The organism is Natronomonas gomsonensis, from assembly GCF_024300825.1.
Lineage (GTDB): Archaea > Halobacteriota > Halobacteria > Halobacteriales > Haloarculaceae > Natronomonas > Natronomonas gomsonensis.
On the sequence record NZ_CP101323.1, the window covers coordinates 3,308,155 to 3,322,156 of the forward strand.

The following is a 14,002-nucleotide window of genomic DNA, read 5'->3' on the forward strand; positions in this document are numbered from 1 at the left end:
TTACCGACTGTCGTACTCCTGCCGATAGGCCGTCTCGGCGCGGCGAACGACTTCCCGAATCGCGAGGTCGGTGGCGTTCGCGACCGCCGCGGCGTCGTCGTACTCGGCGCTCACGTCGTACACCTCGCCCGCGTCGTCGGCCGCGATTTTGACCGACACATCGAACGTCTCGCCGCCGATGTCGAGTTCGACCGTCTCGAAGGACCGCTCGGCTATCCATCGGTGGCCCGCCGCCGTCTCGCGGACGCCCAGTGTTCCCGTCTCCTCGGCGAGGCGTCGCGCGACCGACGCCACGTCCTCGGGCTTGACGATGACCTTCACGAGGTGGCCGGGGCGGGATTTCTTCATCGTCGCCGGAACGATGGTCACGTCCCGTGCGCCCGCGTCCGTCAGCGTTTTCTGGAGCCCGCCCAGCATCTCGGGACTCGCGTCGTCGAGGTTCGTCTCCAGCACGCGGATGTCGTCGTGTTTCAACCCGCCCTTCGACCCCCCGACCATCGCCCGGAGGACGTTGGGGTGGTCCTCGAAGGACTTGCTGCCAGCGCCGTAGCCGCCGCTGTCGATGTCCATCGACGGCAGGGAGTCGACGCCTTCGGCGAAGTGTGCGAGAATCGCCGCCCCCGTCGGGGTGAGGAGTTCCTCGTCGAGGGGTCCGCCCTGCAGTTCCCACGCCGCCGCCTCGGCGATGTACGTCACGGCGGGCGTCGGCACCGGGTAGACGCCGTGGCTCATCGAGGTCTCGCCGCCACCCGCGGCGACCGGCGTCGTCACCACGCGGTCGACGTCGAGGTCGTCGAACAGCAGCGCCGCCCCGACGATGTCGGCGATGGCGTCGTCGGCCCCCACCTCGTGGAAGTGTGTCGCTTCGAGGTCGGTCCCGTGGACTCGGGATTCGGCTTCCCCGAGCAGCCGGAACACCGCCTTGGCGTCGGCTTCGACGGCCTCTGGAAGTCCCATCTCGGTGACGATGTCCCGACACTCCGCGTAGGTCCGGTTCGGGCCGTGGCCCTCGGCGTGGGTGTGTTCGTGTTCGTGAGTATGGTCGTGGCCGTGTTCATGGCCATGTTCGTGGTTGTGGTCGTGTTCGTGAGTATGGTTGTGAGTGTGTTCGTGGCCGTCGCCGTCCACCAACACGTCGACGGTCGCCGCTCGGATACCGTTCTTCGTCGTCTCGCCGATGCGGTAGGTCACGTCGAGTGCGTCCTCGACGGGCGAGAGCACCTCGGGGTCGGCGCCAGCCGCCACCAGCGCGCCGAGGACCATATCGCCGCTTGCGCCGGTTCGGCCGTCGAAGGCGAGCGTTTTCATGCGAATACGTCGGCCGCGCGAGGCGAAAAGTGGTGTGGTACACGGTTTATGCGGGCGCGGTCCGTGGTTGTAGTATGCGCGCCGCTATCTATCGCGAACCGGGAGACATCGCCGTCGAAGAGGTGCCGAAACCCGAAATCGAGGAGCCGACCGACGCCATCGTCCGCGTCACTCACACTGCGGTCTGTGGGTCGGACCTGTGGTTCTATCGCGGCCAGCGGGACCGCGAGGAGAACTCCCGGGTCGGCCACGAACCGATGGGCATCGTCGAGGAAGTCGGCGACGATGTCCGGTCGGTCCAACCGGGCGACCGCGTGTTCGCGCCGTTCGTCGTCAGTTGCGGGGAGTGTGAGTTCTGCCGAAAGGGACTGCACACCTCCTGTCGGAACGGCGACTCCTGGAACGGCGACAACGGCGGCGCACAGGGCGAGTACGTCCGGTCGCCGCACGCCGACGGGACGCTCGTCCGGGTTCCCGAGCGGCACGCAGACGACGAGGAAACCCTGCAGGCACTGCTTCCGCTGACCGACGTGATGGGGACGGGCCACCACGCCGCGGTCAGCGCCGGGGTCGATGCGGGCGACACCTGCATCGTCATCGGCGACGGCGCAGTCGGACTGTGTGCCGTCCTCGCGGCGCGTCGACTCGGTGCCGAGCGCATCGTCGCGATGGGCCACCACGAGGACCGACTCGAACTCGCTGAATCCTTCGGTGCGACCGAGACGGTCTCGGCGCGCGGCGAGGAAGCCGTCGAGCGCGCCCGCGAACTCACCTACGGCGGTTCGAACCACGTTCTGGAGTGTGTCGGCGCGGCGTCGTCGATGGAGACCGCAATCGAGGTCTGTCGCCCGGGCGGCACCATCGGCTACGTCGGCGTCCCGCTCGGCGTCGAGGAGGAGGGACTCGACCTCTACTCGATGTTCGGCGCGAACATCTCGCTTCGGGGCGGCGTCGCACCGGTTCGTGCCTACGCCGAGGAACTGATGGCCGACGTACTCCAAGGGACGTTGGACCCCTCGCCGATTTTCACGAAGACGGTTGGAATGGAGGGGGTTCCGGACGGTTACCGCGCGATGGACGAACGGGACGCTATCAAGGTGTTGGTGAATCCACAGGAGTGAATCGGCCCGCTGTTCCGGGGCGTGGCAGCAAAAAGCATATCTCCGGCGCGACCGGAGTTCACGTATCAGGATGAACGAGGTTCAACTGGAGGTCGCCAAGGCCTACCCGAACGACTCGGGGCGGGGCATCGCGCGACTCGACCCGGATACGCTTTTGCACCTAAAGCTGTCGCCGGGAGACATCATCGAAATCGAGGGTGCCGACACCACCGCCGCGAAGGTGTGGCGTGCCGACCGGCAGGACTGGAACACCGACACGGTGCGCATCGACGGGTTCACCCGGCAGAACGCCGACGTGGGCATCGGCGAGCGCGTCACCATCCGGAAGGCCGAGGCGACGAAGGCGGACAAACTCGTCCTCGCGCCGCCCGAGGAGGCGTCGGTGCAGTTCGGCTCCGACGCCGCGGGGATGGTCAAACGGCAGATTCTCAAGCGGCCGGTCGTCGAGCGCGACATCGTCCCCGTGATGAGTTCGACGAACCACCCGTTCATGCGCTCGCCGGGGCAGGCGATTCCGCTCATCGCCGTCGAGACCGAACCGGACGGCGTCTGTCTCATCACCGAAGACACCGAGGTCGAACTCCGGGAGGAACCGATTTCGGGCTTCGAGAAGACCGGCGGAGGAATCACCTACGAGGACATCGGCGGCCTCGGAAACGAGATTCAGCGGGTCCGAGAGATGGTCGAGTTGCCGATGAAACACCCCCAGATTTTCAAGAAACTGGGTATCGAGCCGCCACAGGGGGTGTTGTTGCATGGCCCGCCCGGCACCGGCAAGACCCTGCTGGCGAAGGCTGTCGCGAACGAGACCAGCGCCTCGTTCTTCTCCATCGCCGGCCCGGAAATCATCTCGAAGTACTACGGCGAGTCCGAACAGCAACTGCGGGAGATATTCGAGGACGCTACCGAGGAGTCGCCATCCATCATCTTCATCGACGAACTCGACTCCATCGCGCCGAAACGCGAGGACGTCACCGGCGAGGTCGAACGCCGCGTCGTCGCCCAACTGCTGACGATGATGGACGGACTGGAATCGCGCGGTCAGGTCATCGTCATCGCGGCGACGAACCGCGTCGATTCGGTCGACCCCGCCCTGCGTCGGCCGGGCCGTTTCGACCGCGAAATCGAAATCGGCGTCCCCGACGAGACTGGCCGGAAGGAGATCCTCCAGATTCACACTCGTGGGATGCCGCTGGCCGACGACGTGAGTCTCGACCACATGGCCGACGAGACCCACGGCTTCGTCGGCGCCGACATCGAGTCGCTGACGAAGGAAGCGGCGATGAAGGCGCTCCGTCGGTACCTGCCGGAAATCGACCTCGACGAGGAGGACATTCCGCCGAGTCTCATCGACCGGATGATAATCAAACGCGACGACTTCCGCGGTGCGCTCAACGAGGTCGACCCCTCGGCGATGCGGGAGGTGCTCGTCGAACTCCCCAAAATATCGTGGGACGATGTGGGCGGTCTCGACGAGGCGAAGGGGCAGGTCAAAGAGTCCATCGAGTGGCCGATGAACTCCCCCGAGAAGTTCCAGCGGATGGGCGTCGAACCGCCGAAAGGCGTGCTGCTGTACGGCCCGCCCGGAACCGGCAAGACGCTGATGGCGAAAGCCGTCGCAAACGAGACCAACGCCAACTTCATCTCGGTTCGCGGCCCGCAACTGCTATCGAAGTGGGTCGGCGAGTCGGAGAAGGCCATCCGACAGACCTTCCGGAAGGCCCGACAGGTCGCGCCGACCGTCATCTTCTTCGACGAACTCGACAGTCTCGCCCCCGGACGCGGCAGCGACACCGGGTCGAACGTCTCCGAGCGGGTCGTCAACCAACTGCTGACGGAGTTGGACGGCCTCGAAGAGATGGGCGACGTGATGGTCATCGGGGCGACGAACCGTCCGGACATGATAGATCCCGCGCTCATCCGGAGCGGGCGCTTCGACCGACTCGTGATGATAGGTGAACCGGACGTGGAGGGTCGAGAGCAGATTCTCCGCATCCACACCAAGGACACGCCGCTGTCGCCGGACGTGAGCCTCCGTGAACTCGCCGAAATCACCGAGGGCTACGTCGGCTCCGACCTCGAATCCATCGGCCGCGAGGCGGCGATTCAGGCACTTCGGGAGGACGACGACGCCGAAGCCGTCGAGATGCGACACTTCCGGCAGGCTCTGGAGTCGGTCCGGCCGACCATCACCGACGACATCCGGGAGTACTACGAACAGGTCGAAGACGAGTTCCGCGGTGGCGGCGCCGACACCGGCCGTCGACAGGGCGGCCGCATCGGTTTCCAATAGAAACTTTTTGCACGCGAGCGCCGCTGGCGCGGCGAACCGCTTCGAGGAGGTTCTATCGAACCCCTCTCACGGATGCGATCGAGAAGTGATTGTTTGTTTCAGCGCTTGTTCGGTGAAAGACTCGATCAATAGAGGTGCGAATTGAACCCCGCGTTCTAGTAAATATGTAATAAATTAAAGTAGTTATGGGAATGACTACTCTGGTACTAGTACATGAATCGGCGGCAATGTCTCGCTTCAATAGCCGGTGGGGCTAGTATTTTCGTCTCTGGATGTCTCTCCGACCCCGGGGCAGAAGGTGGACAAGTACAGACCTTTGAGATGGATGAATCACCCGATGGGTCAGTTACCGAGGCATCGGACGAGCGAATAAGTGATGTTGCCCCGATTCAGGAGGCCCTTCGGATAGCGAGTAGTGGGTCTGGTACAGCGTCTATCACTGTCTCTGAACGTGAATTTGACACCGTAGCGCAGGCTCTCTCGGAGCTTCCATGGTACGAGACAGACCCCACCGATACCAGCCCTCCGCGCCTTTCGGGCAACTACATCCGATTCAAGAACACTCCGTACGTCGTCGTTTTAATTCCGTTTTGTACGGATTCGTGGCTTATCGATGCGCAGAGTGAACGTGGCGAGTATGGCTGGGGAGGGTGTATCGGACGATAGGCAAGCCCCCTCTATCGACCGAGCGGTTCCGCGCGCGCCGCAGGCGCGCGGGACCAAGGCCCGACTGTAAGGAGGGCCGCCGTGTCTTTTTCATGAAAGTTTTTGCCGGCGCCCTGCGGGCGCCGGCAAAAAGTTTCAATAGATGAGTTCGTCGCTGTTGTCGACCATGTACAGCGTCCGCGCGGCGATGTTGACCGCGTGGTCGCCGACGCGCTCGAGGTCACGGATGGTGAGGAGGAGCCGTGAGACCTCCTGCATCAGCGACTCGATTTCCTCGTCGGAGGATTCGGCGTCGATTTCCGTCTCGATGAGGTCTCGGACGACGGTACTGGAGGCGGTCTCACACATCGCGTCGACGTCGTCGTCTCGGTCGTCGATTTCGAAACACGCGTCGATATCCTCGTCGGCGTAGGCCGTCATCGAGTCGTCTATCATCTCGATGACGGCGTCGCCGATACCCTGTACGTCGACGTCGGGGTAGAGGTCGCGTTTCGCCTGCAACGTGTAGTCGCCGAGATTGGTCGCGAGGTCGGCGACGCGTTCGAGGTCGGTGATGATTTTGAACGATGCCGCGATGAACCGGAGGTCGCCGGCGACCGGCTGTTGGAGCGCGAAGAGGTCGATGCAGTCCTTCTCGAGTTCGAGGTACATCTCGTTGATTTCGTGGTCGCCTTCGATGACCTCGCGGGCGAGCGATTCGTCTTTCCCTTCGAGTGCCTGGAGTCCCATCCGGAGCCGTTCGAGGACGACCTCGCTCATGTAGAGGACGTTCTCTCGGAGCTCGCTGAGTTGCTCCTGAAATCCCTTGCGTGCCATACAGGTCCGTTCTCGGGTCTCGGATTTGTGTCTTCGGGAGGCGTCCGACGCCCGTCAGCCGTTATCCGAACTTGCCGGTGATGTAGTCCTCGACGCGGTCGCTGTCGGGGTTCTCGAACACTTTTTCGGTGTCGTCGAACTCGACCAACTCGCCGCCGGTGAGGAAGACGGCCGTCTTATCGGAGATGCGGGCGGCTTGCTGCATGTTGTGGGTGACGATGACGACGGTGTACTCGGACGCGAGGTCGTCGATGAGGTCTTCGATTTTCGAGGTGGCGACGGGGTCCAGCGCCGACGCTGGCTCGTCCATGAGGACGACTTCCGGGTCGGGGGCGATTGCCCGGGCGATACAGAGTCGCTGCTGTTGGCCACCGGAGAGGTCCAGCCCCGAGGAATCCAGTTGGTCTTTCACCTCGTCCCACAGCGCCGCGGCTTTCAGCGATTCCTCGACGCGGGCGTCGATGTCGCCGTCGTAGCCCTGAATCTTCAGGCCGTAGGCGACGTTCTCCCGAATCGTCTTCGGGAACGGGTTCGGTTTCTGGAACACCATGCCGACCTTCCGGCGCAGTGCGACGGGGTCGACGTCCTCGTCGTAGACGTTCTTGCCACGGAGTTGCAGTTCCCCCTCGACGCGGGCGGCGTCGATGAGGTCGTTCATCCGGTTTACACACCGGAGGAACGTCGATTTCCCGCACCCGGAGGGGCCGATGAGTGCGGTGACTTGCTGTTCGGGTATCTCCATCGAGATGTCCTTCAGCGCCTGGGTCTGGTCGTACCAGACGTTGATGTCGCGGGCGCTGATGATGGTCCGGCCGTTCCCGCGGTCGGTCGATTCGAGGCCGGCGGTCGGTCCCTGTTCGACGAGCGATTCGGACGAGGCGTCGGCGGTGGATTCGTTCCGGCTCATTGGATAAGTCCGTCTCGGCTGAGGGCGAGTACCGTGTCGAGAGACTCGACGGCCGTCCATCGCTGGATAGCTGTCGGAGACGATACACTCGACCGCCCGTACTTACGCCTCGTGGCTGCCGAGTCCGTAAATACTCCACTATGATTGCTATATAGGCCTATATTCTTCCACGTATTCTGGCAGGGGTGGTGGGTCTCTGTTCGAGCCGGCCCGGGGACTTCGGGAGCAAAGGGTTCGGTTTAGGGGCTCTTCGGAACATAATATATATTTCGATGGTAATTTATATTACTGGTGGAAAGGGATGCCTATGGAGACGCGAAAGGTGCAGGTGACGGGTGGTTCTACATACACAGTCTCACTCCCGAAAGAGTGGGCGACGGAAAACGACGTTAGCGGCGGGAGCGTCGTCGAGTTCCATCCCGAGGAAGACTCGCTTCTGTTGACGCCGCGTCGCGACGAGGAGAAAGTCGAAGGGTCCCTCGATATCACCGGACTGGAGGGCGACCAGTTGATGCGCGCGGTCGTGACGATGTACGTCAGCGGCTTCGACATCATCACTCTGGAGACCGCCCGCGTCAGCGCCGCCCAGCGCCGGACGATTCGGGAGGCGACACAGGGCCTCGTCGGACTCGAGGTCATCGGTGAAACCTCCGAGCGCGTCCAACTGCAGGACTTACTCGACTCCTCGGAACTGTCGATGCACAACGCCATCACGCGGATGCGCCTCGTCTCGACGACGATGCTCGGCGACGCCGTCACCGCGCTACTGGACGACGACGACGACCTCGCAGCCGACGTGGTCCAACGCGACGACGACGTCGACCGACTGTGGTCGATGGTCTCGCGGGTGTTTCGGTCAGTGCTTCGGGACCCCTCGGCGGCCGCCGAAATCGGCCTCGACCGAGAGACGTGTTTCGACTACCACTCCAGTGCCCGGCAACTCGAACGCGTCGGCGACCACGCGGCGAAAATCGCAACGCACGCCGAGACGCTCAGCGCGCCGCCGGAGGAAGCCGCCGAGGCGATCGAGGCGCTCCACGCTGAGGCGACCGAAATCATCGAGATGGCGATGGACGCCCTGCTTGAGGACGACTCCGACCGCGCGACGCGACTCGCGAACGACGCCCGACAGCGAGTCACCGAAATCGACGAACTCGCCCGGCGGGTCGACGACCGTATCCGCGAACTGGAACCGCAGCAGGCGCAGTTGCTCGGTCTCATCGTCGACTCGCTGTCCCGAAGTGCCGACTACGGCGGCAACATCGCCGAGACGGCACTCCAGAAGGCCGCTCCGAAGCCCTGATTTTTATTATCGGCGCTCGTTCCTCCGGCTATGATGACCGAACTCCGCGAGGGCGTCTGGTGGCTCGACTGCACCGGCGTCAACGCCTACCTCGTCGAAGACGACGAGGCCCTGACGCTCGTCGATACGGGAACCCCCTTCGACGCCACGCGAATCGAGGCCGCAATCGAGACCGTCGGCTTCACGCCGTCGGCAATCGACCGCATCCTCATCACGCACTACGACCTCGACCACGTCGGCTCGGCGGCGAAACTCTCGACGGACGCACCCATCTACGTCGGCCGCGCGGATGCGCCGCTCGTCACCGGCGAGGAGCGACCGTCGCTGTCGGGACACAAGGCGCTCACCCAACTCGTTTCGGGACTACTCGTTTCCGACGTGCCGGCCGACCGCGTCCACCCGGTCGCCGACGGGGACGAAATCGGTGGCTTCACTGCCTATCACACGCCCGGACACACGCCCGGTCACACCGTCTACCTCCACGACGAACACCGGGCGGCATTCCTCGGCGATATGGTCATCGAACGCGACGGCGACCTCCAGCCCTCACCGTGGCTGCTCTCCTACGATACCGACGAGGTTCGACGGAGTATCGACGCGTTCGTCGACCGCGCACCCGCTTTCGAGGTCGCGGCGATGGGTCACGGAACACCGTTCCTGAAAGGCGGTGGCGTCCGCCTCAGCGAACTCGCCGCGGAGTAATCAGATAATCTCTTCGGCGACGGTGTCGGCGTCGAGCAACTCGGGGTCGACGATGTGGCCGGCCTGTCCCTTCACGAACTCCGGCACCGAATCACGAGTGTAAACGACGACTCGGAGGTCGGGATTGAGGTCCTTCGCGACCGAAACCGACGTTGCCAGTCCGGCGTCGGTAACGACGAGCGTGTCGGCGTCGACGATGCCCGCCTCCTCAAGCGCGGGGCGATTGGCGGTGCCGTCGGCGTAACCCACCTCGGCGCCGTTCGCCTCCAGTGCCGCGCCGAGCCCGTCGGGGTCGCCCCCAGCGATGACGATTTTACTCATATTCAATTGTTGCCGGTGGTTTGTGCGTCACGTCGTAAACGACGCGCGAGACGTTGTCGAGGGTGCCCGTGATACGCGACTGGATTCGCTGGAGCGTCTCCCAGTCGATTTCCTGTGCGCGGGCGGTCATGCCGTCGCGGGATTCGACCGACCGGACCGAGACGACCCACCCGTGGACGCGGTTGTCGCCTTTCACCCCGGTGGCCTTCCCGAGCACGGCCGCGAGCGCCTGCCAGGGGTCGTACTCTTCGAGTTCCTCCTCGATGATGTAGTTGGATTCGCGGGCGACCTCGAGTTTCTCCTCGGTCACTTCGCCGAGGACGCGGATGGCCAGTCCCGGGCCGGGGAACGGCATCCGCTCGGAGACGACCTCTTCGAGGTCCAGCGCGCGGGCGACTTCCCGGACCTCGTCTTTGTAGAGGTCTCGCATCGGCTCGACGATGCCCTCGAAGTCGACGACTTCGGGGAGGCCGCCGACGTTGTGGTGGGACTTGATGGTCCCCTCCGACTCGATGCGGTCGGGGTAGATGGTTCCCTGGACGAGGTAGTCGGCGTCGACCTCGCGGGCGACCGTCTCGAACTCCCGGATGAACTGCTCGCCGATGGCGTGACGCTTCTCCTCGGGGTCGGTGATGCCCGAAAGCGCATCGAGGAACCGCTCGCGAGCGTCGACGATTCGCAGGCTGTCCATGTAGGCGAAGGTCTCTCGGACGCTTTCGGTTTCGCCCTTCCGCATCAACCCGGTGTCGACGTAGACGGGCGTGAGGCGGTCGCCGAGTGCCTCGTAGGCCAACGCCGCGGCCGTCGAGGAGTCGACACCCCCCGACAGCGCGATGACGGCGTTGGCGTCGCCGACCGAGTCGTCGATTTCGGCTATCTTCTCGTCGATGAACTCCTCGGTGTCGACCATCAGGCCGTCACCTCCTCGGTGTCCGTCTCGTTGTCTCCGAGTATCGTCTCGACCAACCCGACGAACGGCGGCGACGCGCGGGTGGGTCGCGACCGGAACTCGGGGTGGAACTGCGTCCCGAGGAAGTACGGATGGTCGGGCAACTCCAGTATCTCCATGCGGTTGTTCGCCCGGCCGGAGAACCGCATTCCCGCCGATTCGAGTTTCTCGATGTACTCGGGATTGACCTCGTATCGGTGACGGTGTCGCTCCGTACAGGAGTCGGTCCCGTACACCTCGTGGGCCAGCGTCCCCTCGGAAATCTCGGTCTCGTGGGCGCCCAGTCGCATCGTCCCGCCCATGTCCTCGACCTCGTACTGCTCGGGGAGGATGTCGATGACGGGGTGAGGAGTATCCTCGACCATCTCCGTCGAATCCGCACCCTCCAGCCCACAGACGTTGCGGGCGTACTCGATGACGGCCATCTGGAAGCCCAGACACAGCCCGAGGAACGGGACCTCGTTTTCACGGGCGTAGCGGACTGCCTCCATCTTTCCTTCGGTGCCGCGTGCCCCGAAGCCGCCGGGAACAATGATGCCGTCGGCGCGTTCGAGGCGGTCGGCGTGTTCGTCGTCCATCTCGTCGGCGTCGACCCACAGGACGTTTACGTCGGTTTCGGTCTCGAAGCCGGCGTGTTTCAGCGATTCGTGGATGGACATATAGGCGTCCTCCAGCCCGTACTTGCCGACCAGCGCGATGTCGATTTCGTCGGTCGGGTCGGTGGTGACGATTTCCCGCCAGCCGTTGTCGCGGTCGGCTTTCGGAATCGCCTCCTCGGCCAGCCCCAACCGCTCCATGACGTACTCGTCGAGTCCCTCGTCTTCGACCATCAGGGGGACGTGATAGATGTCCGCGACGTCGGGATTCGAGAAGACGGCGTCGGTGGGAACGTCACAGAACAGCGCGATTTTCTCCTTCGTCTCGGGGTCCAGTTTGTCCTCACAGCGGCCGACCAAGATGTCGGGCTGGAGGCCGATAGAACGGAGTTCCTTGACGGAGTGCTGAGTCGGTTTGGTCTTCTGTTCGCCGTTCTTCGAGTAGGGGACCAAGGTGACGTGGGTAAAGAGAATGTCTTCTTCGTCCTCCTCGTGGGCGAACTGCCGGAGTGCCTCGAGATACGGCATCCCCTCGATGTCGCCGACGGTGCCGCCCACCTCGATGAGACAGATGTCGTGGCCCTCGGCGGCCTCGCGGATGCGCCGTTTGATGTCGTCGGTGATGTGCGGGATAATCTGAACGGTGTTCCCGAGGTAGTCGCCCGCGCGTTCCTTCTCGATGACGTGGCGGTAGGTCTTTCCCGTCGTGACGTTGTGGTCGAACGTCATGTCGATGTCGAGGAACCGCTCGTAGTTCCCCAAATCGAGGTCGACCTCGCCGCCGTCTTTCAGGACGTACACTTCGCCATGCTGGTAGGGGTTCATCGTCCCCGCGTCGACGTTGAGATACGGGTCGATTTTCACGGCCGTCACGTCGAAGCCGGCGTTGGCGAGCAATCTCCCGGTGCTCGCCGCAGTGATGCCTTTCCCCAATCCTGACATCACGCCGCCGGTGACGAAGATGAATTTGTTCCCCAATGAGGGGTCGTACTCAGTAAGTTCCGTCGGCATACCGACGGTCCGCGAGCGTCAGACAAAACCGTTTCGGACCGACCTTTTTCCACGGCGCGGCAAAGCCGCGCCGGGAAAAACGTCGATGAAAAATAGCGACTCGTTCCCTACGGTCACTCGTCGTCCTCAGAAACGCTTCGCGTTTCTGATGGGCTGCGGAAATCGCTATGCGATTTCCGAACGCTACCGCGCTCGCTTCGCTCGCGCGGAGAACCGCTCGGCGCGCTTCGCGCGCCTCGCGGATGCTGGCACAACGACTCAATGTTCGGCTATATCCTTTTCTCCGACAATCGGTCTTCGAACACCGCAGCCAGCAATCCCAGTGGTGCGAGGACCAGCCCCACCGCACCGACCACCATTGCCATTTGTAGTCTGTTCGCGGCGAAGGCGAGGTACAGGGCGGCGACGAGTGCCACGAGCATCAGCCCCGCGAAGACGCTGGCCCACGGGTCGACCGATTCATTTCGGCGTCTCCGGTCGGCGTTTTCGATGAGGACGACGACAGCCGCCGCGACGGAAGCGACGACACACAGCCAAAACGCACCGATGACGAGGAACGCGCCGCCGATGTACGGCCCGCTCGTCAGTTGGACGCCGGCGAAGACGACTCCACAGAGGGTAGCGACGACGGCGTAGCCCCCGACGACGAGTTCCTCGGTCAATCGATTCGTCGTGGGCATTACACACTCGAATCGACGGTGTCGAACCAAACGTTCGGGTCAGTCTTCGAGTTGCTCCAGCGGCCCTTCGTCGGTGGCGACGAGTACCCACGCCAACCGATACCGTCTGTCGACGACGACCATCGTGAAGTTCCAGTGTGGCTCACCGAACCACTCACACCACGCTTCTCGCGTCCGGTGGACGGTCACCTCCTCGTAGCGGTCCTCGACGACGGAATCGCGGAACTCCTCGGCGAGTCGCTTGGCCTTCGCGAACGTTCCGTACTGCTGGTCGAGCGTATCGCTGTAGGAGACGGTGCCGCCGTGGACGAGCTGTTCGGCGAGGGTCCCGTCCATCGACAGCGCCGTCTCGACGGTCATCGACACGTCGGGGTCATCCGTCACGTCGAGGTCGAGTTCGTCGGTGACGGGCTCCGAGCCGAGGAGTCGGCCGAAGAACTCCGCGTCGGCGAGGCAGTTCCGGGAGGCGAACCAGTCGATCTCCGGCGAGTCGGGGATTTCGACACAGCAGTAGCGAGCGTCGCCGTGGCGTCGGGTCGCCGCCATCGCGTCGACGTACTGCTCGATTGGTTTCGCGCCGAGGTCGACAGGTTCGAACGCCGACGACCCCCACACTTCCTCGAGACTCCCCCCGCGTGGTCGAGTGGCACCCCAGTTCGGGTCGTGCATACCAGCGAAAACGGACCTATACGTAAACGTTTCGTGCCAGCGTCTGCCGGACGTTTAAGTTCCCCGTGCCCCAGCGAAGAACTCGCCGACCCGGTTTCCGACCTTCGCTGCCTGACCGACGAAGTGGTGGTCGGCGCTCATTACCTCGACCGTGCCGCCCCGTTTCTCGACGGCTCCGGCGACGGCTTCGGCGTCGACCGTCGTGTCGCGTTCGCCGTAGACGACACAGAGTGGACAGTCGATGTCCTCGATTGCGGCTACGGCATCGATGTCGTCGGTGATGTGGTCGGCCGGGGCGAGTGCCGCCACCGCGAACGGCGCCGTTCCCGTCTCACTCTCTCGGGCGGCGGCGACCACGGCGAGACAGCCGCCGAAACTGTAGCCGAACAGCCCGACGGCGTCGTACCGCTGTCTGGCCCACGCGTAAGCGTCGCGGGTGTCTGCCAACTCACCGGGTCCCTCGTCCCACGTGCCGTAGTCGAAGCGAAGACACGCACAATCGAGGGCGTCGCTCACCGCCTGCAGGCGGGGGTCACTCCGGTTCCCGCCCATCTGGGGGTGCGGCGGGCAGGCGACCACACAGGCGTCGCCCTCGGGGGAATCGAGGCTCCCCCGAACGTCGCGGTCCGACGGAATCACGACCGATTCGCTCATGGGCGA

General features: G+C 63.9%; 13 protein-coding genes. 4 read left to right on the forward strand and 9 right to left on the reverse strand.

The genetic code is table 11. The annotated features are described in order from the left end of the window. Entirely contained in the window at positions 1-1,308 is a 1,308-nt protein-coding gene (gene larC / locus NMP98_RS17545; protein WP_254859144.1) for a nickel pincer cofactor biosynthesis protein LarC, read from the reverse strand. Between the two features lie 74 nt (positions 1,309-1,382). Between larC and NMP98_RS17550 the strand changes: the two genes are divergently transcribed. Then, entirely contained in the window at positions 1,383-2,429 is a 1,047-nt protein-coding gene (locus tag NMP98_RS17550) for a zinc-dependent alcohol dehydrogenase family protein (protein WP_254859145.1), read from the forward strand. 70 nt (positions 2,430-2,499) lie between these two features. Continuing rightward, entirely contained in the window at positions 2,500-4,722 is a 2,223-nt protein-coding gene (locus NMP98_RS17555) for a CDC48 family AAA ATPase (RefSeq protein ID WP_254859146.1), read from the forward strand. Between the two features lie 801 nt (positions 4,723-5,523). Here NMP98_RS17555 and phoU read toward each other — a convergent pair. Both phoU and pstB read right to left on the reverse strand, forming a co-directional pair. Beyond that, the gene (gene phoU / locus NMP98_RS17560; protein ID WP_254859147.1) at positions 5,524-6,204 is read right to left on the reverse strand and encodes a phosphate signaling complex protein PhoU; all 681 of its coding nucleotides are present in this window, start codon (positions 6,202-6,204) and stop codon (positions 5,524-5,526) included. Positions 6,205-6,265: 61 nt separating this feature from the next. Then, on the reverse strand, positions 6,266-7,111 hold the full coding sequence (pstB, locus tag NMP98_RS17565) for a phosphate ABC transporter ATP-binding protein PstB (RefSeq protein ID WP_254859148.1): 846 nt from the start codon (positions 7,109-7,111) through the stop codon (positions 6,266-6,268). A 307-nt stretch (positions 7,112-7,418) separates the two neighbouring features. On the opposite strand from pstB, the gene NMP98_RS17570 reads away from it, so the two are divergent. Both NMP98_RS17570 and NMP98_RS17575 read left to right on the forward strand, forming a co-directional pair. After that, complete coding sequence (locus NMP98_RS17570) at positions 7,419-8,414, forward strand: phosphate uptake regulator PhoU (protein ID WP_254859149.1); 996 nt, start codon at positions 7,419-7,421, stop codon at positions 8,412-8,414. 30 nt (positions 8,415-8,444) lie between these two features. Further along, a complete protein-coding gene (locus tag NMP98_RS17575) occupies positions 8,445-9,116 on the forward strand; it encodes an MBL fold metallo-hydrolase (protein ID WP_254859150.1) in 672 nt (223 codons plus the stop codon). Here NMP98_RS17575 and NMP98_RS17580 read toward each other — a convergent pair whose 3' ends face one another. The 6 genes from NMP98_RS17580 to NMP98_RS17605 all read right to left on the reverse strand — a co-directional run bounded on the left by NMP98_RS17580 (position 9,117) and on the right by NMP98_RS17605 (position 13,996). Beyond that, a complete protein-coding gene (locus NMP98_RS17580) occupies positions 9,117-9,437 on the reverse strand; it encodes a DUF7126 family protein (protein ID WP_254859151.1) in 321 nt (106 codons plus the stop codon). Beyond that, positions 9,430-10,347, reverse strand: a complete 918-nt coding sequence (gene guaA, locus NMP98_RS17585; protein ID WP_254859152.1) for a glutamine-hydrolyzing GMP synthase — start codon at positions 10,345-10,347, stop codon at positions 9,430-9,432. The genes NMP98_RS17580 and guaA overlap by 8 nt, the downstream gene beginning before the upstream one ends. Then, a complete protein-coding gene (gene pyrG / locus NMP98_RS17590) occupies positions 10,347-11,993 on the reverse strand; it encodes a glutamine hydrolyzing CTP synthase (protein WP_254859153.1) in 1,647 nt (548 codons plus the stop codon). The genes guaA and pyrG overlap by 1 nt, the downstream gene beginning before the upstream one ends. Before the next feature lie 269 nt (positions 11,994-12,262). Next, positions 12,263-12,673, reverse strand: a complete 411-nt coding sequence (locus NMP98_RS17595; RefSeq protein WP_254859154.1) for a hypothetical protein — start codon at positions 12,671-12,673, stop codon at positions 12,263-12,265. Between the two features lie 39 nt (positions 12,674-12,712). After that, positions 12,713-13,342: a hypothetical protein gene (locus tag NMP98_RS17600; RefSeq protein WP_254859155.1), complete on the reverse strand. Its 630-nt coding sequence runs from the start codon at positions 13,340-13,342 to the stop codon at positions 12,713-12,715. A gap of 54 nt (positions 13,343-13,396) precedes the next feature. Then, positions 13,397-13,996 carry an alpha/beta hydrolase gene (locus NMP98_RS17605; protein WP_254859156.1) on the reverse strand — a complete coding sequence of 200 codons (600 nt, stop codon included), beginning with the start codon at positions 13,994-13,996 and terminating at the stop codon, positions 13,397-13,399. Positions 13,997-14,002: the final 6 nt, after the last annotated feature.